At 61.9% G+C, this 20,572-nt stretch carries 15 protein-coding genes, 1 tRNA gene and 2 rRNA genes; 12 read left to right on the top strand and 6 right to left on the bottom strand.

What is annotated here, in order from left to right:
* The 7 genes from rrf (ACJ8HA_RS22810) to aceK all read left to right on the top strand — a co-directional run.
* Positions 1-112: ribosomal RNA gene (gene rrf, locus ACJ8HA_RS22810) — 5S ribosomal RNA — on the top strand; the annotation flags it as partial.
* 14 nt (positions 113-126) lie between these two features.
* A tRNA-Thr gene (locus tag ACJ8HA_RS22805) sits at positions 127-202 on the top strand.
* A gap of 46 nt (positions 203-248) precedes the next feature.
* Positions 249-364: ribosomal RNA gene (gene rrf, locus ACJ8HA_RS22800) — 5S ribosomal RNA — on the top strand.
* Between the two features lie 201 nt (positions 365-565).
* Positions 566-1,495, top strand: a complete 930-nt coding sequence (gene metA / locus ACJ8HA_RS22795) for a homoserine O-acetyltransferase MetA (RefSeq protein ID WP_063988506.1) — start codon at positions 566-568, stop codon at positions 1,493-1,495.
* Between the two features lie 374 nt (positions 1,496-1,869).
* Positions 1,870-3,468 carry a malate synthase A gene (gene aceB / locus ACJ8HA_RS22790; protein ID WP_025304484.1) on the top strand — a complete coding sequence of 533 codons (1,599 nt, stop codon included), beginning with the start codon at positions 1,870-1,872 and terminating at the stop codon, positions 3,466-3,468.
* Between the two features lie 41 nt (positions 3,469-3,509).
* A complete protein-coding gene (gene aceA / locus ACJ8HA_RS22785) occupies positions 3,510-4,817 on the top strand; it encodes an isocitrate lyase (protein WP_025304483.1) in 1,308 nt (435 codons plus the stop codon).
* Between the two features lie 69 nt (positions 4,818-4,886).
* Positions 4,887-6,641, top strand: coding sequence for a bifunctional isocitrate dehydrogenase kinase/phosphatase (gene aceK / locus ACJ8HA_RS22780; RefSeq protein ID WP_197819584.1), 1,755 nt, complete (start codon positions 4,887-4,889; stop codon positions 6,639-6,641).
* A 1-nt stretch (position 6,642) separates the two neighbouring features.
* Here the strand turns inward: aceK and ACJ8HA_RS22775 are convergent, their stop codons facing one another.
* From ACJ8HA_RS22775 to iclR, 5 genes are all read right to left on the bottom strand, one after another.
* The gene (locus ACJ8HA_RS22775) at positions 6,643-7,284 is read right to left on the bottom strand and encodes a bifunctional 4-hydroxy-2-oxoglutarate aldolase/2-dehydro-3-deoxy-phosphogluconate aldolase (protein ID WP_063918651.1); all 642 of its coding nucleotides are present in this window, start codon (positions 7,282-7,284) and stop codon (positions 6,643-6,645) included.
* A 54-nt stretch (positions 7,285-7,338) separates the two neighbouring features.
* Positions 7,339-9,153 carry a phosphogluconate dehydratase gene (gene edd / locus ACJ8HA_RS22770; protein ID WP_060448003.1) on the bottom strand — a complete coding sequence of 605 codons (1,815 nt, stop codon included), beginning with the start codon at positions 9,151-9,153 and terminating at the stop codon, positions 7,339-7,341.
* Between the two features lie 98 nt (positions 9,154-9,251).
* Positions 9,252-10,589, bottom strand: a complete 1,338-nt coding sequence (gene gntU, locus ACJ8HA_RS22765; RefSeq protein WP_025304479.1) for a gluconate transporter — start codon at positions 10,587-10,589, stop codon at positions 9,252-9,254.
* Positions 10,586-11,125, bottom strand: a complete 540-nt coding sequence (gene gntK / locus ACJ8HA_RS22760) for a gluconokinase (RefSeq protein ID WP_004936645.1) — start codon at positions 11,123-11,125, stop codon at positions 10,586-10,588. The genes gntU and gntK overlap by 4 nt, the downstream gene beginning before the upstream one ends.
* Before the next feature lie 252 nt (positions 11,126-11,377).
* The gene (iclR, locus tag ACJ8HA_RS22755; RefSeq protein ID WP_004936648.1) at positions 11,378-12,208 is read right to left on the bottom strand and encodes a glyoxylate bypass operon transcriptional repressor IclR; all 831 of its coding nucleotides are present in this window, start codon (positions 12,206-12,208) and stop codon (positions 11,378-11,380) included.
* A 196-nt stretch (positions 12,209-12,404) separates the two neighbouring features.
* On the opposite strand from iclR, the gene metH reads away from it, so the two are divergent.
* Positions 12,405-16,100 carry a methionine synthase gene (metH, locus tag ACJ8HA_RS22750; RefSeq protein WP_197791245.1) on the top strand — a complete coding sequence of 1,232 codons (3,696 nt, stop codon included), beginning with the start codon at positions 12,405-12,407 and terminating at the stop codon, positions 16,098-16,100.
* 38 nt (positions 16,101-16,138) lie between these two features.
* Here metH and ACJ8HA_RS22745 read toward each other — a convergent pair whose 3' ends face one another.
* Complete coding sequence (locus ACJ8HA_RS22745; RefSeq protein WP_025304477.1) at positions 16,139-16,849, bottom strand: UTRA domain-containing protein; 711 nt, start codon at positions 16,847-16,849, stop codon at positions 16,139-16,141.
* A gap of 193 nt (positions 16,850-17,042) precedes the next feature.
* On the opposite strand from ACJ8HA_RS22745, the gene ACJ8HA_RS22740 reads away from it, so the two are divergent.
* From ACJ8HA_RS22740 to ACJ8HA_RS22725, 4 genes are read left to right on the top strand one after another with little or no spacing between them, the layout of a single operon-like run.
* Positions 17,043-18,104, top strand: a complete 1,062-nt coding sequence (locus ACJ8HA_RS22740; RefSeq protein ID WP_004936660.1) for an ABC transporter substrate-binding protein — start codon at positions 17,043-17,045, stop codon at positions 18,102-18,104.
* Between the two features lie 11 nt (positions 18,105-18,115).
* Positions 18,116-18,925, top strand: a complete 810-nt coding sequence (locus tag ACJ8HA_RS22735) for an alkaline phosphatase family protein (RefSeq protein WP_043139627.1) — start codon at positions 18,116-18,118, stop codon at positions 18,923-18,925.
* On the top strand, positions 18,922-19,767 hold the full coding sequence (locus ACJ8HA_RS22730) for an ABC transporter permease (protein ID WP_016930298.1): 846 nt from the start codon (positions 18,922-18,924) through the stop codon (positions 19,765-19,767). Before ACJ8HA_RS22735 ends, ACJ8HA_RS22730 begins: the two co-directional genes overlap by 4 nt.
* A gap of 17 nt (positions 19,768-19,784) precedes the next feature.
* Positions 19,785-20,570: an ABC transporter permease gene (locus tag ACJ8HA_RS22725; RefSeq protein ID WP_025304475.1), complete on the top strand. Its 786-nt coding sequence runs from the start codon at positions 19,785-19,787 to the stop codon at positions 20,568-20,570.
* The last annotated feature ends 2 nt before the right edge of the window (positions 20,571-20,572 follow it).

The raw sequence follows: 20,572 nt of genomic DNA, 5'->3' as shown, positions 1-20,572 counted from the left end.
GCGGCAATAGCGCGGTGGTCCCACCTGACCCCATGCCGAACTCAGAAGTGAAACGCCGTAGCGCCGATGGTAGTGTGGGGTCTCCCCATGCGAGAGTAGGACACTGCCAGGCATCAAATTAAGCGTGCTGATATGGCTCAGTTGGTAGAGCGCACCCTTGGTAAGGGTGAGGTCCCCAGTTCGACTCTGGGTATCAGCACCACTTTATTTAAAGTGGGTTTAGAAGTTCGGCAGAAAAAAAGAATTTGCTTGGCGGCAATAGCGCGGTGGTCCCACCTGACCCCATGCCGAACTCAGAAGTGAAACGCCGTAGCGCCGATGGTAGTGTGGGGTCTCCCCATGCGAGAGTAGGACACTGCCAAGCACCAAATAAGCCAAGAGGCCATCCGAAAGGATGGCCTTTTTGCTTTCAGTACCTCTCATCCTCCCTGCCAAAGATCCTGACGCAGTTCGCGCAATGAAACATTTTCACCTTTCCGCTGAATGCTCGACAGCGACGGAAAAAAACGCTATCTTCGGGCATCTAGAAGTCTAAACGTATAAATGGATGTGTGAGGGTTAAGCAATGCCGATTCGTGTTCCTGATGAGTTACCTGCGGTCAATTTCTTGCGCGGTGAGAATGTCTTCGTGATGACATCCTCGCGGGCAAAAACACAGGAAATCAGGCCGCTGAAAGTGCTGATCCTTAACCTGATGCCAAAGAAGATCGAAACGGAAAACCAGTTTCTGCGCCTGCTTTCCAACTCGCCGCTGCAGATTGATATCCAGCTGCTGCGCATCGACAGCCGCGAATCGAAGAATACGCCGGCCGAGCATCTGAATAACTTCTACTGCGACTTCGAGGATATTCAGAATGAGAACTTCGATGGTTTGATCGTCACTGGCGCGCCGCTGGGGCTGGTCGATTTCTGCGATGTTGCCTACTGGCCGCAGATCGAACGGGTGATCGACTGGGCTAAGAACCACGTTACCTCCACGCTGTTCGTGTGCTGGGCGGTACAGGCGGCGTTGAATATTCTGTACGGCATTCCCAAGATGACGCGCGAGGTGAAGCTCTCCGGGGTTTATCCGCACCAAACGCTACAGCAGCATGCGTTGCTGACGCGCGGCTTCGACGAAAGCTTCCTGGCGCCGCATTCACGCTATGCCGATTTCCCGACCGAGGTGATTCGCCAATATACCGACCTGGACATCCTGGCCGAATCCGAGCAGGCCGGCGCCTACCTGTTCGCCAGCAGGGATAAGCGCCTGGCGTTCGTCACCGGCCATCCGGAATACGATACGTTGACCCTGGCAGGAGAGTATTGTCGCGACAACGAAGCTGGCCTCGATCCTGCCGTACCGCTCAACTATTTCCCCGATGACAACCCCGCACTGACACCGAAAGCCACCTGGCGCAGCCATGGCCACCTGCTGTTTTCCAATTGGCTCAACTATTACGTCTACCAGATCACGCCTTACGATCTGCGCCATATGAATCCGACGCTCGACTGATCTTTTCTGCCTGCCGGCGGCTGAATCGAGGCCGCCGCACTGCTCATCCTCTGCCCGATCCTCTTTTTACCCGTCAATTTTCCTAAAAAACCATTGCCTAACAAAGCGTTAGTCCGTCTTTGCAATTCTATTGGAACCGATTTCCTTACCTGTTGACCGTGTTATTTACCCTAACTAATTGATAATAAAGTGTTAATAAAATATTTAATAATAAAATGGAAATGGTTTTTGATTTTTATTTTTTGTTGAGTATTCTTAGAGCTATCGGGATGAGATCTGACCAGTTGAGGATCGTTTCATCCGCCCTGATCCACAGTGATTTCTGATGAAAATGCGCCGGTCGCGCGGGCGCAACGATGGGAAGGAGCAAGGTCATGACGCAACAGATAGCAGGCACGGAATTAAGGTTTACTCAGGGTTTCGCCGCAGCGGAGCGCCAGGTGTTAACGGATGAAGCGGTTGAATTCCTGGCGGACCTGGTGGGGAAATTCACGCCGCGGCGCAACGAGCTGCTGGCGGCGCGTGTCCGCTGGCAACAAAATATCGATCGCGGTGAACTGCCGGGATTTATTTCGGAAACCGCTTCCATTCGTGAAGGTGACTGGCAAATCCGCGGCATTCCGCAAGACCTGCGTGACCGCAGGGTCGAGATCACCGGGCCGGTCGAGCGCAAGATGGTGATCAATGCGCTGAACGCCAACGTAAAAGTGTTTATGGCGGACTTCGAAGACTCGCTGGCGCCAAGCTGGGACAAAGTCATTGACGGTCAAATCAACCTGCACGATGCGGTTAACGGCACCATCTCCTACACCAATGAAGCCGGCAAGATCTACCAGCTGAAACCGAATCCGGCGGTGTTGATCGCTCGCGTGCGCGGCTTGCACCTGCCGGAGAAACACGTCTTGTGGCGTGATGAAGCCATCCCCGGCGGCCTGTTCGATTTCGCGCTGTACTTCTACCACAACTATCGCCAGCTGTTGGCCAAGGGCAGCGGCCCGTATTTCTACCTGCCGAAAACCCAGTCCTGGGAGGAAGCGGCCTGGTGGAGCGATGTCTTCAGCTTTACCGAGGATCGTTTCGATCTGCCGCGCGGCACCATCAAGGCGACCGTGCTGATCGAAACCTTGCCGGCGGTGTTCCAGATGGACGAGATCCTGTATCACCTGCGCGATCACATCGTCGGTCTGAACTGCGGCCGTTGGGATTACATCTTCAGCTACATCAAAACGCTGAAGAACCACGGCGATCGCGTGCTGCCGGATCGTCAGTCGGTGACCATGGAAAAACCTTTCCTCAGCGCCTATTCGCGCCTGTTGATCAAAACCTGTCATAAGCGCGGCGCTTTCGCCATGGGCGGCATGGCGGCGTTTATCCCGAGCAAAGACGCCGAAAAAAACGCCTGGGTGCTGAACAAGGTACGGGCGGACAAAGAGCTGGAGGCCAACAATGGCCACGACGGCACCTGGGTGGCGCACCCGGGCTTGGCGGACACGGTGATGGAGGTGTTCGGCAACGCATTGGGCGATCGTCAAAACCAGCTGGACGTGCTGCGTGAGCAGGATGCGCCGATCAGCGCCGCACAGCTGCTGGAACCGTGCGACGGCGAACGCACCGAAGCAGGGATGCGCGCCAATATCCGCGTGGCGGTGCAGTACATTGAAGCCTGGATCTCCGGCAACGGCTGCGTGCCGATTTACGGTTTGATGGAGGATGCGGCGACGGCGGAGATCTCCCGCACGTCTATCTGGCAGTGGATCCACCACGAGAAGAGCCTGAACGACGGGCGCCCGGTCACCAAGGCGCTGTTCCGCCAGATGCTGCAAGAAGAGATGTTGGTGGTGCGTGAAGAAGTAGGGGAAGCGCGCTTTAACGCCGGCCGGTTCGAAGAGGCGGCGCGCCTGATGGAGCGCATCACCACGCAAGATGAATTAATCGATTTCCTGACGCTGCCCGGCTATGAGCTGCTGGCCTGAATTTTCCCAATCAACCCTACATGACTGAAAGGATAAAAATTATGTCTACCTCTCGCTCTCAACAGATCCAGCAGCTGGAACAGGAATGGAAATCGGCCCGTTGGGAAGGCATTACCCGCCCCTATAGCGCCGAAGACGTGATCAACCTGCGCGGTTCGGTCAACCCGGAATGCACCCTGGCGCAAAACGGCGCCGCCAAACTGTGGGCGTTGCTGAACGGCAAGGCGCGCAAAGGCTACGTGAACTGCCTGGGTGCGCTGACCGGCGGCCAGGCGCTGCAGCAGGCCAAAGCCGGCGTTGAGGCTATCTACCTGTCCGGCTGGCAGGTGGCGGCTGACGCCAACAGCGCGGCGGCCATGTACCCTGACCAGTCGCTGTATCCGGTGGACTCGGTGCCGAAGGTGGTCGAGCGCATCAACAACACCTTCCGCCGCGCCGATCAGATCCAATGGGCGAACCAGATTGAGCCGGGCAGCAAAGGCTACACCGATTACTTCCTGCCGATCGTCGCCGATGCGGAAGCCGGCTTCGGCGGCGTGTTGAACGCCTTTGAGCTGATGAAAGCGATGATTACCGCCGGCGCCGCCGGGGTGCACTTCGAAGATCAGCTGGCGGCGGTGAAGAAATGCGGCCATATGGGCGGCAAAGTGCTGGTGCCGACGCAAGAAGCGATCCAGAAACTGGTCGCCGCGCGCCTGGCGGCCGACGTGCTCGGCGTGCCGACGCTGGTGATAGCCCGTACCGACGCCGATGCGGCCGACCTGCTGACCTCTGACTGCGATCCGTATGACAGCGCCTTCGTCACTGGCGAGCGTACGGCGGAAGGCTTCTTCCGCACCCATGCCGGCGTCGAACAGGCGATTAGCCGCGGCCTGGCCTATGCCCCTTACGCCGATATGGTGTGGTGCGAAACCTCAACGCCGGATCTGGATGCCGCCCAGCGCTTCGCCGACGCCATCCACGCCAAATATCCAGGCAAGCTGTTGGCCTACAACTGCTCGCCATCGTTCAACTGGAAGAAGAACCTCGACGACCAGACCATCGCCCGCTTCCAGCAGGCGCTGTCGGACATGGGCTACAAGTATCAGTTCATCACGCTGGCGGGCATCCACAGCATGTGGTTCAACATGTTCGACCTGGCGCACGCCTATGCGCAGGGCGAGGGGATGAAACACTACGTCGAGAAGGTGCAGCAGGCGGAGTTCGCCGCGGTGGATCGCGGTTACACCTTCGCGTCGCACCAGCAGGAGGTGGGTACCGGCTACTTCGACAAGGTCACCACCGTCATTCAGGGCGGCGCCTCTTCGGTCACCGCGCTGACCGGTTCGACGGAAGAACAGCAGTTCTGATGCGGCAAGCTTGAAGACGTTTCACCCGGAGCCTGCATGCGCAGGCTTCTTTTTCTGGCGGGGGTAAGGATGGCGGCAAAACTGGAGTTGTTGATCGCACAGACGATCCTGCAGGGCTTCGATGCGCAGTACGGCCGCTTTCTGGAAGTGACCGCCGGCGCGCAGCAGCGCTTCGAGCAGGCGGACTGGCCGGCGGTGCAGCAGGCGATGAAAAAGCGCATCCATCTGTATGACCATCACGTCGGCCTGGTGGTGGAGCAGCTCAAATGCATCACCGGGCAGAAATACTTCGATGCCGACTTCCCCAGCCGGGTTAAAGCGGTTTATATCGACCTGCTGCCGGACTATCCGCGTTTCGAGATCGCCGAAAGCTTCTTTAACTCGGTCTATTGCCGGCTGTTCAAGCACCGCGATCTGACGCCGGACAAGCTGTTCGTCTTCAGTTCGCAGCCGGAACGGCGCTTTCGCGACATACCGCGTCCGCTGGCGCGCGATTTTACCCCCAATGGCGATCTGCCGGCGATGCTGCGCAGCGTGCTGAGCGATCTGCCGCTGCGGCTGCCATGGGAGGACTTGGCGCGCGATATTCGCGACATCACTCAGGCGCTGCAACGCGCCTTCAGCCCACAGCAACTGACGGGGGCGACCTTCCAGATAGCCAACGAACTGTTCTATCGCAACAAGGCCGCCTGGCTGGTCGGCAAGTTGCGCCTGGCCGACGGCGTTTACCCGTTCCTGTTGCCGATTCACCACAGCGAGTCGGGCGCGCTGTTTATCGATGCCTGCCTGACCGGAAAGGCCGAGGCCAGCATTGTCTTCGGTTTCGCCCGCTCTTATTTCATGGTCTACGCGCCGCTGCCGGCGGCGATGGTGGAGTGGCTGCGCGAGATCCTGCCGGGCAAAACCACCGCCGAGCTGTACATGGCGATCGGCTGCCAGAAGCACGGTAAAACCGAATGCTATCGCGAATACCTGACCTTTATGGCGCAGTCGCAGGAGCAATTTATCATCGCGCCGGGGGTGAAGGGCATGGTGATGCTGGTGTTCACCCTGCCGTCCTTCGATCGGGTGTTTAAAGTGATCAAAGACGAATTCGCCCCGCAAAAAGAGGTGACGCAGGCGCAGGTGATGGCTTGCTATCAGCTGGTGAAAGAGCACGATCGCGTCGGGCGCATGGCGGATACCCAGGAGTACGAGAATTTCGTCGTCGACAAGGCGCGTCTCAGCCCTGAGTTGTTGGCGGAGCTTCGGCGCGAAGTGCCGGACAAGCTGGAAGATCTCGGCGATCGCATCGTGATCAAACACCTGTATATGGAACGGCGCATGACGCCGCTGAACCTGTATCTGGAGCAGGCCAACGACCAGCAAATGCGCGATGCGATTGAAGAGTACGGCAACGCGATCAAGCAGTTGGCCGCCGCCAATATTTTCCCCGGCGATATGCTGTTCAAGAACTTCGGCGTGACGCGCCACGGGCGGGTGGTGTTCTACGACTACGACGAAATTTGCTACATGACCGAGGTCAACTTCCGCGACATTCCGCCGCCGCGTTATCCGGAGGACGAGCTGGCCAGCGAGCCGTGGTACAGCATCGCGCCCAACGATGTGTTCCCGGAAGAGTTCCGCCACTTCCTGTGCGGCGATCGGCGCATTCGGCAGGTGTTTGAAGAGTTGCACAGCGATCTGTTTACCGCGGAGTATTGGCGCGGGTTGCAGCAGCGCATCCGCGAAGGGCATGTGGAAGACGTATTTGCTTATCGCAAGAAGCAGCGGTTCAGCCAGCGCAGCGGGGCGGCGCTGCCGGCCGCCACCGCTGCGATGTAAATCAGGCCTGGGCGCCCGCGACGGCGGCGCGCGCCAGTTCGGTAATACGCGCGTAGTCGCCGCTTTCGAGTGCGTCCGCCGGCACCAGCCAGGAGCCGCCGATGCACAGCACGCTTTTCAGCGCCAGATAGCTGCGGTAATTGTCCGGCGAGATGCCGCCGGTCGGGCAGAAACGCACCTGCGGGAACGGGCCGCCGATCGCCTGCAGCGCTTTTACGCCGCCGTTGGCTTCCGCCGGGAAGAATTTAAATTCGCGCAGGCCGTAATCCATGCCCTGCATCAGCTCGGAAACGGTGCTGATGCCCGGTATAAGGGGAATGGAACCGGCGGTGGCGGCTTTGAGCAGCTCGTCGGTCAGCCCTGGGCTGATGGCGAACTGCGCGCCGGCCTCGGTCACTTCCCGCAGCTGCTGCGGATTGATCACCGTACCGGCGCCGATGATCGCTTCCGGCACCTCTTGGGCGATGGCGCGAATGGCGTCCATGGCACAGGCGGTGCGCAGCGTCACCTCCAGCACCCGTACGCCGCCGGCGACCAGCGCTTTCGCCAACGGCACCGCATGTTCCAGCTTGTTGATCACGATGACTGGCACCACCGGCCCCGCCGTCAGGATTTGCTCGGCGCTTGTTTTCCACTTGTTCATGCTGACGTTCTCCTCTGTGGCCGCCGCCTGGCGGCGATGCGGCCAGGCTATCGATTAAAATTTGATGCAGCAGGCGCCCTGCTCGGCGCCTGACAGCTGGCTGCGCAGCGCGCCGAACAGCTCGCGGCCGCAGCCGATGTGTTCGGCGCTCAGATCGGGTTGACAAGGCGTGCGCCGCGCCAACTCGTCGGCGTCGACCAGCACCTGCAGCTCGCCGCTGCGGCCGTTGACGCGGATCGGATCGCCGTCGCGCACTTTCGCCAGCAGGCCGCCGGTATAGGCTTCCGGGGTGACGTGAATGGCGGAAGGCACCTTGCCGGAGGCGCCGGACAGGCGGCCGTCGGTCACCAGCGCCACTTTGAAGCCGCGATCCATCAACACGCCCAGCGGCGGCATCAGCTTGTGCAGCTCCGGCATGCCGTTGGCCTGCGGCCCCTGGAAGCGCACCACCACCACGCAATCGCGATCCAGCTTGCCGGCTTCGAACGCCGGCACGATATCGTGCTGGCTGTCGAACACCACCGCCGGCGCTTCGATGATCTGGTTATCGGCGGGCACCGCCGAGGTTTTCATCACCGCGCGGCCCAGATTGCCGGCCATCACTTTGGTGCCGCCATGATGTTCGAACGGCTGGGCCACGCTGGCGATCACGCTGGCGTCGAGCGAGCCGGCCACGCCTTCGCGCCATACCAATTGGCCGTTGTCCAGCCACGGTTCCTGGGTGTAGCGGCGTAGACCGAAACCGGCCACGGTGTGCACGTCTTCGTGCAGCAGGCCGTGTTGCAGCAGCTCGCGCACCACCAGCGGCACGCCGCCGGCGGCCTGGAATTGGTTGATGTCGGCCGGGCCGTTCGGGTAGATGCGGCACAGCAGCGGCACCGCCTCCGACAGCTCCGAGAAATCGTCCCAAGTGATGATGATGCCCGCCGCCCGTGCCATCGCCACCAGATGCATGGTCAGATTGGTGGAGCCGCCGGTGGCCAGCAGCGAGACGATGCCGTTCACCACCACTTTCTCGTCCACCAGGCGGCCGATCGGCAGGTAGTTGCCGGCGGTATCGGTCAGTCGGGTCACCTGGCGCGCGGCGGCGTCGTTCAGCGCGTCGCGCAGCGGCGTGTCAGGATGGACGAAGGAGGCGCCCGGCAGATGCAGACCCATCACTTCCATCACCATCTGGTTGGTGTTGGCGGTGCCATAGAAGGTGCAGGTGCCGATGCCGTGATAAGAGGCCGCCTCGGCCTCCAGCAGCGCCAAACGGTCGGCCTTGCCCTCGGCGTACAGCTGGCGCACGCGCACTTTTTCCTTGTTCGGCAGGCCGCTGCTCATCGGGCCGGCCGGCACAAACAGCGCGGGCAGGTGGCCGAAGGAGAGGGCGGCCATCACCAGCCCCGGCACGATCTTGTCGCAGATGCCGAGGAACAGCGCGCCGTCGAACATATTGTGCGACAGGCCGACGGCGGCCGACATGGCGATCACGTCGCGGCTCATCAGCGACAGCTCCATGCCGTCCTGCCCCTGCGTCACGCCGTCGCACATCGCCGGCACGCCGCCGGCCACCTGGCCCACGGCGCCGACCGCTTTCAGCGCCTGCTTCAGCCGCTGCGGGTAGTGTTCGTACGGCTGGTGGGCCGACAGCATGTCGTTATAGGCGGTGATGATGGCGATATCGCTGCGCACCATGTTTTTCAGCGACGCCTTGTCATCAGGCTGACAGGCGGCGAAGCCGTGGGCCAGGTTGCCGCAGGCGAGCTGCGCGCGGTGGACGGTTTGGGCGCGGGCCGCCTCGATACGCGCCAGATAGGCGGCGCGGCTGGCCTGGGAACGGTCGATGATGCGCTGTGTGACACGGGACAAGGTTGGATTAATCATGCCTTCCTCACATTGCTGTTGTTATAGTCGCCGCCTGTGGCGGTGCCCCCGGGGGTGATTTGCAGCCCTGGTGTGCAAGGCCGGGGGCGATTCAGGATTTAAAACATCGTGAATGCAATCATGCCGATGGCGCCGCCGACGCTGCCCAGAATGGTTTCCATCACCGTCCAGGTTTTCAGCGTTTGCAGTTCGTTGGCGCCGGTGAATTTGCCGAACAGCCAGAAACCGGCATCGTTGACGTGGCTCAGCACGATGGAGCCGCCGGCGATGCAGATGGCCAGCGCGGCCAACTGCCCGCCGTTCAGCCCGAGCTGGCTGGTGACCGGCAGCACCAGACCGACGGTGGTCAGGCAGGCGACGGTGGCCGAGCCCTGGATCACCCGCACCATGGCGGACAGCGCAAAAGCGGCCACGGCGATCGGCAGGCCGGCGCCGATCATGGCGTCACCCAGCGCCGGCCCTACACCGGAATCCACCAGGATCTGCTTGAACACCCCGCCGGCGCCGGTCATCAGTAGGATGATCCCGGCCGGCTGCACCGCGGCGGAGCAGATGGCCAGGGTCTGTTCGTTGCTCATGCCGCGCGGTTTCGCCAGACCGTAAATCACGATCAGGCAGGCCAGCAGAATGGCGGTGAACGGGTGGCCGATAAACTCCAGCCACTGCTGCAGCTGCGAGCCGGGAGTGACCAGCCGCGCGCCGATAGTCTTCATGCCGACCAGTACCAGCGGGCACAGCACCAGCGCCAGGCTGAAGCCGAACGACGGCAGATTGCCCTTGGTCAGCGTCGGCTCATTCTCTTCCGGCGGCATCGGCCAGTTGACGAAGCGGCTGATAAAGCTGCCGTACAGCGGGCCGGCGATCAGCATGCCGATCACGGCCGCCACCAGGCCGATGGCGATCATCCAGCCGAAATCGGCCTTCATCTGCGATGCCAGCAGCATCGGCACCGGCCCCGGCAGCAGGAAGGAGGCGGCAGCGGCCACACCGGCGAACAGCGGGATGGCCAGCTTGACGATATTGCCGTCGGTGCGGCGCGCCACGGCGAACACGATGCCGATCAGCAGCACCACCGCCACGTCGAAGAACAGCGGCAGCGCGCAGATCAGGCCGGCGATGCCGAGCGCGTAGTGCGCCTTGCTTTGTCCGAATCGTTTCAGCAATTGCGCCGCAATTTGATCGAGCGCGCCGACCTCATGCAGGATCTTGCCGAACATCGCCCCGAGCGCTACCACGATCGCCAGGAAGCCCAGCGTGTCGCCCATGCCTTTTTGCATGGTGTCGGCGATGTGTTCCAGCGGCATGCCGGAGAAAATGCCGGCGGCGATGGACACCAGCATCAGCGCGACGAAGGCGTGCATGCGCGCCTTCATCACCAGGAATAACAGCAGTAAAACCGAGCCGACTGCGGTACCGACCAGCGTTACGGTACTCACGCGCACACGTCCTGCGGCAGGAAGCTCTGGATATGGCGTACGGTATCGGCGATCACCGCGTCCAGCGGCTGATTGATGTCGATCGCCATCACGTCGTTCTCGTCGGCGCCCGGTTGCTCCAGCGCGGCGAACTGGGTGACCAGCATCTGCGGCTTGAAGAAGTGGCCGTTGCGCGCCGCCAGGCGGGATTCGATCACCGGGAACTCACCGTGCAGATAGATGAATGACAGGTTGCCGTTGCCGGCGCGCAGGCGGTCGCGATACTGCTTTTTCAACGCCGAACAGACGATGATCGACACGTTGTTGGTGCGCTGCATGGCGAAGGCGGCGTCGTTGAGCGCGGCCAGCCACGGCGCGCGATCGTCGTCGTTCAACGCCTCGCCGGCGGCCATCTTCAGGATGTTGCTGCGCGGGTGCAGGAAGTCGCCGTCGAGGAAGCCGGCGGAGAGTTGGCGGGCCGCGGCGGCGGCGACGGCGGACTTGCCGCTGCCGGAAACGCCCATAACGACGTAAATGCGATTTTGATTGTTGGTCATGGTTTGGCTCCAAAACACCGGGTGACGTTACCTTCGTTCAGTCTGATTGTTACCGGTAACATGTTATCGGTAACATTGTCGAAGGAAGTTTGAGCGGTTGCAATGGGCTTTCGCCGTGAGGATCGTTAACTGTGATCGGCTTCAAGCTTTTTGCCTGTGCGCTAAACAGGATGCCGACAGCCTGTTACATGCTGACAACAGAGCATAGCAGGGGAGCAGGGGCGCGCTGGGGCGCCCCTCGGATGGGCTGGATCAGCGCACGCCGCCGTAGGCCAGGCTGATCTCTTTCGCCGCGTGGATCACCAGCGCGCCCAGCTCGATCACGCGATCGTCGGTGATGCGCGACACCGGGCCGGAGATGGAAATGGCGGCGAAGGCTTCGCGGTGCTCGTCGAAGATGCAGGCCGCCACGCAGCGCAGGCCGAGCGCGTGCTCTTCGTCGTCAAAGGAGAAGCCCTGTTTGCGGATCTGCGCCAGCCCCTCTTTCAGGTTGTGTGGCGTCAGGGTATGCGGCGTGTAGGTGTGCATGCCTTTCTTGTGCAGCAGTTTGGTCACCTGATCGTCCGGCAGGGTGGCGAGGAACGCTTTGCCGGCGCCGGAGGCGTGCATCGGCAGTTTGCCGCCGATCGGCGCCGACATGCGCATCAGCGCCGTGCACTGCACCTGATCGATGATGATCGCCTGGTACTCGCTGGTATCCAGCACCGCCAGGTTGACGGTTTCGCCGGACTCCTCCATCAGGCGGCGCAGAGTCGGATGCACCATCGCCAGCAGGTTGCGGCTTTGCAGGAAGCTGCTGCCGACCACAAAGGCGTGCGAGCCGATGGTCCACAGGCCGAGATCGCCGACCTGGCGCACGAATCCCTGCTGCTGCATGGTGGTGAGCAGGCGATGAGTGGTGGAATTCGGCAGGCCGGCCTGCTGGGCCAGATCGGTCAGCGCCACGTTGCCCTGGGCTTCCGAAATGTATTCCAACAGTTTCAGGCCACGGGTCAACGATTGTACCTGACCGGTCGCCGCACTGGCGGCGGGGGCTGCTGCGCGGGGCTTCTTGCCGCGCTTGGCGGGAGCAGGGGTGGCCATGGGTGAGATTCCTTTTTCCGTATGATGGAATTCATTTTCGTTTTTTGTCGATGAATTGCAAGCCGCCGTCAGCTCATCGGAGGTGTTGACGCACAACCTGAAAAACTCTCAATTGTCGCCTGGCCCTTTGTCCTTACAAGCTGTGCTAGGATGACTCGTTGGTTTTTGCGGCAGTTGAGCAATGGGCTGGATGGCAATGGAAGGGGTTACAGTGACGAATCGAGTAGAACAACTGCGCCGCCAGTTAGCGCAGCGCATTTTAGTGTTGGACGGCGGCATGGGCACCATGATCCAGAGCTATCGCCTGGACGAGCGCGATTTTCGCGGTGAGCGTTTCGCCGACTGGCGCAGCGATCTGAAAGGCAATAACGATCTGCTGGTGCTGACCAAGCCGGAAGTGATCACCGCCATTCATTACGCCTATCTTGAGGCGGGCGCCGATATCCTTGAGACCAATACCTTCAACTCCACCTCCATCGCCATGGCCGACTACCACATGGAGTCGCTGTCCGCCGAGATTAACTATCAGGCCGCCTGTCTGGCGCGCGCCTGCGCCGACGAATGGACGGCGCGCACGCCGGAAAAACCGCGCTACGTCGCCGGGGTGTTGGGGCCGACCAACCGCACTGCGTCCATCTCGCCGAACGTCAACGATCCGGCGTTCCGCAACATCTCGTTCGATGAACTGGTGGCGGCTTACCGCGAATCGACTCGCGCGCTGGTGGAAGGCGGCGTCGATCTGATCATGATCGAAACCATCTTCGACACCCTGAACGCCAAGGCCGCCGCTTTTGCGGTGGAAACCGAATTCGAAGCGCTGGGGGTGGAACTGCCGATCATGATTTCCGGCACCATCACCGACGCCTCCGGCCGCACCCTGTCCGGCCAGACCACCGAAGCGTTTTACAATTCGCTGCGCCACGTCAAGCCGCTGACCTTCGGCCTGAACTGCGCCCTGGGCCCGGACGAGCTGCGCCAGTACGTCGCCGAGCTGGCGCGCATCTCGGAGACCTACGTCACCGCGCACCCGAACGCCGGTTTGCCGAATGCCTTCGGCGAATACGATCTGGATGCGGCCGAGATGGCGCGCCAGGTCGGGGAGTGGGCGCAGGCCGGCTTTCTCAATATCATCGGCGGATGCTGCGGCACCACGCCGGAACATATCGCCGCGATGGCCAAGGCGGTCGAGGGCGTGCCGCCGCGCCGGCTGCCGGAGCTCCCGGTCGCCTGCCGCCTGGCCGGTCTGGAGCCGCTGACCATCGACGCCAACACCCTGTTCGTCAACGTCGGCGAGCGCACCAACGTCACCGGTTCGGCGCGCTTCAAGCGCCTGATCAAAGAAGAGAAATACAACGAGGCGCTCGACGTGGCGCGTCAGCAGGTCGAGAGCGGCGCGCAGATCATCGACATCAACATGGACGAGGGGATGCTCGACGCCGAAGCGGCGATGGTGCGCTTCCTCAACCTGATCGCCGGCGAGCCGGATATCGCTCGGGTGCCGATCATGATCGACTCCTCCAAGTGGTCCGTTATCGAGAAAGGCCTGAAGTGCATTCAGGGCAAGGGCATCGTCAACTCGATCTCGATGAAGGAGGGCGAAGAAGCCTTTATCCATCACGCCAAACTGGTGCGCCGCTACGGCGCCGCGGTGGTGGTGATGGCGTTCGACGAAGTGGGCCAGGCGGACACCCGCGAGCGCAAGTTCGAGATCTGTCGCCGCGCCTATAAAATTTTGACCGAACGCGTCGGTTTCCCGCCGGAAGACATCATTTTCGACCCGAACATCTTCGCCGTCGCCACCGGCATCGAAGAGCACAACAACTACGCCGTCGACTTTATCGAAGCCTGCGCCGACATCAAAACCCACCTGCCGCACGCGATGATCTCCGGCGGGGTGTCCAACGTGTCGTTCTCGTTCCGCGGCAACGATCCGGTGCGTGAAGCGATCCATGCGGTGTTCCTGTATCACGCCATTCGCAACGGCATGGACATGGGCATCGTCAACGCCGGGCAGTTGGCGATTTACGACGATCTGCCTACTGAGCTGCGCGAGGCGGTAGAAGACGTGATCCTCAACCGCCGCGAGGACGGCACCGAACGCCTGCTGGAGCTGGCGGAAAAGTACCGCGGCAGCAAAGACGGCGAAGCGGCGGTGCAGCAGGCGGAGTGGCGCGGCTGGCCGGTGGAGAAGCGGCTGGAATACTCGCTGGTGAAGGGTATCACCGAGTTTATCGAGCTGGACACCGAAGAAGCGCGGCAGCAGGCCGAACGCCCAATCGAAGTGATCGAAGGGCCGCTGATGGCCGGGATGAACGTGGTCGGCGATCTGTTTGGCGAGGGCAAGATGTTCCTGCCGCAGGTGGTGAAATCCGCCCGCGTGATGAAGCAGGCGGTGGCCTACCTGGAACCGTACATCGAGGCCAGCAAGCAGCAAGGCACCTCCGCGGGGAAAATCCTGTTGGCGACGGTGAAGGGCGACGTGCACGACATCGGCAAGAATATCGTCGGCGTGGTGCTGCAGTGCAACAATTATGAAATCGTCGATCTTGGCGTGATGGTACCGACGGAGAAAATCCTGCGCACCGCGCGCGAGGAGAACGTCGACATCATCGGCCTGTCGGGGCTGATCACGCCGTCGCTCGACGAGATGGTCAACGTGGCCAAAGAGATGGAGCGCCAGGGCTTTACGCTGCCGCTGCTGATCGGCGGCGCCACCACCTCCAAGGCGCACACCGCGGTGAAAATCGAGCAGAACTACAGCGGCCCGACCACCTACGTGCAGAACGCCTCGCGCACCGTGGGCGTGGTGTCGGCACTGCTGTCCGCCACCCAGCGCGACGAGTTTGTGGCGCGCACCCGCAAAGAATATGAAACGGTGCGCATTCAGCACGCGCGCAAAAAACCGCGCACGCCGCCGGTCGATTTGCAGAAGGCGCGCGCCAACGCCATGGCGCTGGACTGGGCCGATTATCAGCCGCCGGCGCCGCGGCAGCTCGGCGTGTTTCCGGTGGCGGCCGGCATCGAGACGCTGCGCCACTACATCGACTGGACGCCGTTCTTCATGACCTGGTCGCTGGCGGGCAAATACCCGCGCATCCTGGAGGATGAGGTGGTGGGGGAAGAGGCCAAGCGCCTGTTCCACGACGCCAATCAGATGCTGGATCGGCTGGCCGCCGAGCGCAGCCTCAACCCGCGTGGCGTTTACGGCCTGTTCCCGGCCAACCGCGTCGGCGACGACGTGGAAGTGTACCGCGACGAACGGCGCGGCGAGGTGCTGGCGGTGAGCCGCCATCTGCGTCAGCAGACGGAAAAAACCGACTTCCCGAACTACTGCCTGGCGGACTTCGTGGCGCCGAAAAGCAGCGGCAAGGCCGACTACTTCGGCGCCTTCGCGGTGACCGGCGGGCTGGAGGAAGACGCGCTGGCGGCGGCGTACGACGCGCAGCACGACGATTACAACAAAATCATGGTCAAGGCGTTGGCGGATCGTTTGGCGGAGGCCTTCGCCGAATACCTGCATGAGCAGGTGCGCAAGTTGCACTGGGGCTATGCCGCCGACGAGAGCCTGAGCAACGAGGAACTGATCCGCGAGAACTATCAGGGCATCCGGCCGGCGCCGGGCTACCCGGCCTGCCCGGAGCACACCGAAAAAGCGACCATCTGGCAGCTGCTGGACGTCAACCGCCACACCGGCATGGAACTGACGGAGTCCTTCGCTATGTGGCCGGGAGCGGCGGTATCCGGCTGGTACTTCAGCCATCCTGAGAGCAAGTACTTCGCGGTGGCGCAGATCCAGCGCGATCAGGTGGAAGACTACGCGGCGCGTAAAGGGATGAGCGTGAGCGAGGTCGAGCGCTGGCTGGCGCCAAACCTCGGCTACGACGCCGACTGACTTTCCTCTTCAAGGGCGCAGCGATGCGCCCTTGTCATTTACAGCGCTTCCACGTCGATGTGCAGCGCGTCGTAACGCCAATATTCCAGGTCGCAATCGATCACTCTGTCGTGCTGATCGCGATTCACCCGCGTAATGAACAGCGCCGGGCTGCCGTAGGTCACCTTCAGCATGGCGGCGGCCTGCTGCGGCAGCAGGGTGGGCAGCATGTCGAAACGCACCCGCCCGTAGTGAATGCCGTAGCGCGCGGCGTACAGCGCGGTCAGCGACTGGGTCAGATCTTCGTCCAGAATGCCGGGGAAATAGGCCGGATTGAGGTAGTGCTCGCAGTACAGCACCGCACGTCCGTCGATGTAGCGCAGCCGACGAATGCGATAGGCCTCGGCGCCGGGGGGCAGCGCCAGGCGGCCGGCCAGCGGCGCGTCGAGCGTGACGACCGCGCTGTCGATCGCTTCGGTATGGGCGGCGCGCCCCTGCTGCTGCGCCATGGCGTGAAAATGGCTGCGCTGCAGCGGGTTGTAGATCAAACGTGGAGGCGAGATGAACCAGCCGCGCCGCACCTGGCGGTAGATGACGCCCTGCGCCTCCAACTGGCCGAGCGCCTCCTGCAAGGTAATGCGGGTGGTGGCGAACTGTTCGCTCAGGGCGCGTTCGGAGGGCAGCTTGCCGCCCACGGCGAACTCGCCGGCGGTAATGCGGGCGCTCAGCGTTTGGCAGATGGTGGCGACGGTCGTCGGTGCTTCACTCATACAGCGGGTGTCCCGTTTCAGTGCGTTTGGCCTTCCTTAAGGTAGACCAGCGTCGCGTTTTCGCCGTTGCAACGGGTGATAAAACTGTCGCTTTTTTAAGCTGACATATAATTATCACATTCGTCCGTTAGATTGGTTTGGTCCTTGCTGGACTAGTCCAGCCATCCCCACACTACCACCTGGAGCATCAGTTATGAAACGTTTGTGCGCTTCTGTGTTAACCAGTGCCATCGTGTTATCCAGCCAGATGAGCTGGGCCGCGGATACCGATCTGGCGGCGCTGGAGCAGGCCGCGAAGAAAGAAGGCGAAGTCAACAGCGTCGGCATGCCGGACAGCTGGGCCAACTGGAAAGGCACCTGGCAAGATCTGTTGAGCAAGTACGGCCTGAAGCATGTCGATACCGACATGAGCTCCGCGCAGGAGATCGCCAAATTCGATGCGGAAAAGAACAACGCTACGGCGGACATCGGTGACGTCGGCGCGGCCTTTGGCCCGGTGGCGGTGCAGAAGGGCGTAACGCAGCCCTACAAACCCTCTACCTGGGATCAGGTGCCGGACTGGGCGAAAGACAAAGACGGGCACTGGGCGCTGGCTTACACCGGCACCATCGCCTTTATCATCAATAAACAGCAGGTGAAAGACATCCCGCACAGCTGGGCCGATCTGCTCAAGGGCAGCTATCAGGTCACCATCGGCGACGTCGGCACCGCGTCGCAGGCGGCCAGCGGCGTGCTGGCCGCCACCTACGCCATGGGCGGCAACGAGAAAAACCTCAAGCCGGGCCTGGAATTCTTCGGCAAGCTGGCCAAGGCCGGCCGCCTGAGCCTGAGTAACCCGGTGATCGCATCGCTGGAGAAAGGGGAAGTGCAGGTTGGCGTGGTGTGGGACTTCAACGGCCTGAACTACCGCGATCAGATCGACAAAACCCGTTTTGAAGTGCTGATCCCGTCGGACGGCTCGATCACCTCCGGCTACACCACCATCATCAATAAATACGCCAAGCACCCGAACGCCGCCAAGCTGGCGCGCGAATACATCTTCTCCGACGCCGGCCAGATCAACCTGGCGCGCGGCTATGCCCGCCCGATCCGCGCCGAACATCTGACGCTGCCGGACGACGTCAAGGCCAAGCTGCTGCCGGCCGAGCAGTACAAGAATGCGCACCCGATCGCCGATCCGGCGGCCTGGGAACAGAGCGCCAAAGCGCTGCCGCGCCTGTGGCAGGAAAACGTCATTATGTTTATGCAGCAGTGAGTTAACGCACCATGAAAACGATCCTCGTGCTGCTGGACGGCCTCAACTACCGGGTGGCGCATGACGCCATGGGGTATCTGCAGGCCGAATGTGCGGCGGGACGCGGGCGGTTGTACCTGCTGGAGAGCGAGTTGCCCTCGCTCTCCCGGCCGCTGTATGAATGCATCCTCACCGGCGTCACGCCGGTGGAGAGCGGCGTGGTGCACAACCACGTCTCGCGCCTTTCTCATCAACAAAGCGTGTTTCATTACGCGCGCGCCGCCGGGCTGACCACCGCCGCCGCCGCGTATCATTGGTTCAGCGAATTGTATAACCGCACGCCGTTCGACGCCGCGCGCGACCGCCACACCGACGCTCCCGAGCTGCCGATTCAGCACGGCCATTTCTATTACGACGACGGCTATCCCGATAGCCATCTGTTCGACGACGCCGAAAGCCTGCGCCAGCGTCATCAGCCGGATTTCCTGCTGATCCACCCGATGAACATCGACGACGCCGGGCACCGCTTCGGCCTCTCTTCGCCGCAGTACCGCAACGCGGCGCGGCGCGCCGACGGCTCGCTGTCGCGCTACCTGCCCGAGTGGCTGGCGGCCGGTTATCAGGTGCTGGTCACCGCCGACCACGGCATGAACGACGATCGCAGCCACGGCGGGGTGTTGCCGGAAGAGCGCCAGGTGCCGCTGTTCGTGTTCGGCGCGGGCTTCAGCCTGGACGACGCCGATCCGCAGCAAACCGAGCTGTGCGGCACGATCTGCGATCTGCTGCAGGCGGCGCATGACAAGCCGCGCTGCCGGGCGCTGCTGGCGCAGGATGCGCGATGAACAGCAAAACCAAATGGATCGCCGCACTGTGCCTGCTGCCGTTTATCGTGCTGTTCGGCGCGTTTCAGATCGCCCCGCTGGTGTGGATCGCGGTTCACAGCTTTTTCAGCGAGAGCAGCGGCTGGGGATGGGGCAACTATGTCGATATCCTCACGTCGCCGTTCTACCTGCAGGCCTTTCAGTTCTCGCTGGAGATCTCGCTGTGGTCGAGCGTCTACGGCTTGCTGATTGCATTAGTGGGCAGTTACTCACTTCGCCAGCTCGGCCAGACCCGCTTTCATGACTTCGTGATGTCGTTCACCAACATGACCAGCAACTTCGCCGGGGTGCCGCTGGCGTTCGCCTTCGTCATTCTGTTGGGGTTGAACGGCTGCCTGACGCTGCTGCTGCGCAAATACGGTTTGATGGAGAGCTTCAACCTCTATTCGAAGAGCGGCCTGATCGTGCTGTATACCTACTTCCAGATCCCGTTGGGCGTGCTGTTGCTGTATCCGGCGTTCGATGCGCTGCGCGCCGATTGGCGTGAGTCGGCGGCGCTGCTCGGCGCCGGCCCCTGGCGCTACTGGCGGCATATCGGCCTGCCGGTGCTGGCGCCGGCGCTGATGGGCACCTTCGTCATCCTGCTGGCCAACGCGCTGGGCGCCTACGCCACGGTGTACGCGCTGACCACCGGCAACTTCAACGTGATCCCGATCCGCATCTCGGCGTTGGTGGCGGGGGACATCTCCCTCGATCCGAACCTGGCCAGCGCGCTGGCGATGCTGCTGGTGGTGATGATGGCGTTTATCACGGTAATCCACCAATGGATGCTGCGCAGGAGCTACCTCAATGCGCGCTCATAATCGGATGGAGAATGCTCATGTCGCGTGCTGAACGCCTCTATCACCGCACGGTGACCGGCCTGCTGCTGCTGATCCTGCTGCTGCCGCTGGCGGCGACGCTGATTTATGCGCTGGCCACCCAGTGGGGCGCCACCATTTTACCGGACGGTTTTACCCTGAAGTGGCTGACGGCGCTGTGGAGCGACCCGCGCTTTTTGCAGGCGCTGTGGCACTCGCTGCTGATCTGCTTCGGCACGCTGCTGCTGTCGGTGGTGGTGATCCTGCCGGCGATGTTTGTGATCGCTTACTACTTTCCCAAACTGGACGCGGTGATGAACGTGCTGATCCTGCTGCCGTTCGCCGTGCCGCCGGTGGTGTCGGCGGTGGGGCTGATGCAGCTGTTCGCCGCCGATCCGCTGCCGCTGCTCGGCACCCCCTGGATTTTGGTGGGCTGCTATTTCACCATCGCGCTGCCGTTTATCTACCGCGCCATCAGCAACAACATGCAGGCGATCAACCTGCGCGATCTGATGGACGCCGCGCACCTGCTCGGCGCCAGCACTTGGCAGGCGGCGCTGTGGGTGGTGCTGCCGAACCTGCGCAAGGGCGGAACAATTGCCGTGCTGCTGTCGTTCTCGTTCCTGATCGGCGAGTTCGTGTTCGCCAACCTGCTGGTAGGCAGCCAGTATGAAACGCTGCAGGTCTACCTGTTTAATATGCGCAACGGCAGCGGGCATTTCACCAGCGCGCTGGTCATCTCCTATTTCGCCGTGGTGCTGCTCGTCACCTGGCTGGCGAACTTGCTGAATAAAAACAAGGGCTAACC

The organism is Serratia sp. CY33802, from assembly GCF_052169095.1.
In the GTDB taxonomy this organism is placed as follows: domain Bacteria; phylum Pseudomonadota; class Gammaproteobacteria; order Enterobacterales; family Enterobacteriaceae; genus Serratia; species Serratia bockelmannii.
This window is presented reverse-complemented; position numbering and strand designations above follow the sequence as displayed.

Coding starts and splice junctions, on each gene's coding strand:
- metA (WP_063988506.1), top strand. CDS start 566: ATGCCGATTCGTGTTCCTGATGAGTTACCTGCGGTCAATTTCTTGCGC.
- aceB (WP_025304484.1), top strand. CDS start 1,870: ATGACGCAACAGATAGCAGGCACGGAATTAAGGTTTACTCAGGGTTTC.
- aceA (WP_025304483.1), top strand. CDS start 3,510: ATGTCTACCTCTCGCTCTCAACAGATCCAGCAGCTGGAACAGGAATGG.
- aceK (WP_197819584.1), top strand. CDS start 4,887: ATGGCGGCAAAACTGGAGTTGTTGATCGCACAGACGATCCTGCAGGGC.
- ACJ8HA_RS22775 (WP_063918651.1), bottom strand. CDS start 7,284: ATGAACAAGTGGAAAACAAGCGCCGAGCAAATCCTGACGGCGGGGCCG.
- edd (WP_060448003.1), bottom strand. CDS start 9,153: ATGATTAATCCAACCTTGTCCCGTGTCACACAGCGCATCATCGACCGT.
- gntK (WP_004936645.1), bottom strand. CDS start 11,125: ATGACCAACAATCAAAATCGCATTTACGTCGTTATGGGCGTTTCCGGC.
- iclR (WP_004936648.1), bottom strand. CDS start 12,208: ATGGCCACCCCTGCTCCCGCCAAGCGCGGCAAGAAGCCCCGCGCAGCA.
- metH (WP_197791245.1), top strand. CDS start 12,405: ATGGAAGGGGTTACAGTGACGAATCGAGTAGAACAACTGCGCCGCCAG.
- ACJ8HA_RS22745 (WP_025304477.1), bottom strand. CDS start 16,849: ATGAGTGAAGCACCGACGACCGTCGCCACCATCTGCCAAACGCTGAGC.
- ACJ8HA_RS22740 (WP_004936660.1), top strand. CDS start 17,043: ATGAAACGTTTGTGCGCTTCTGTGTTAACCAGTGCCATCGTGTTATCC.
- ACJ8HA_RS22735 (WP_043139627.1), top strand. CDS start 18,116: ATGAAAACGATCCTCGTGCTGCTGGACGGCCTCAACTACCGGGTGGCG.
- ACJ8HA_RS22730 (WP_016930298.1), top strand. CDS start 18,922: ATGAACAGCAAAACCAAATGGATCGCCGCACTGTGCCTGCTGCCGTTT.
- ACJ8HA_RS22725 (WP_025304475.1), top strand. CDS start 19,785: ATGTCGCGTGCTGAACGCCTCTATCACCGCACGGTGACCGGCCTGCTG.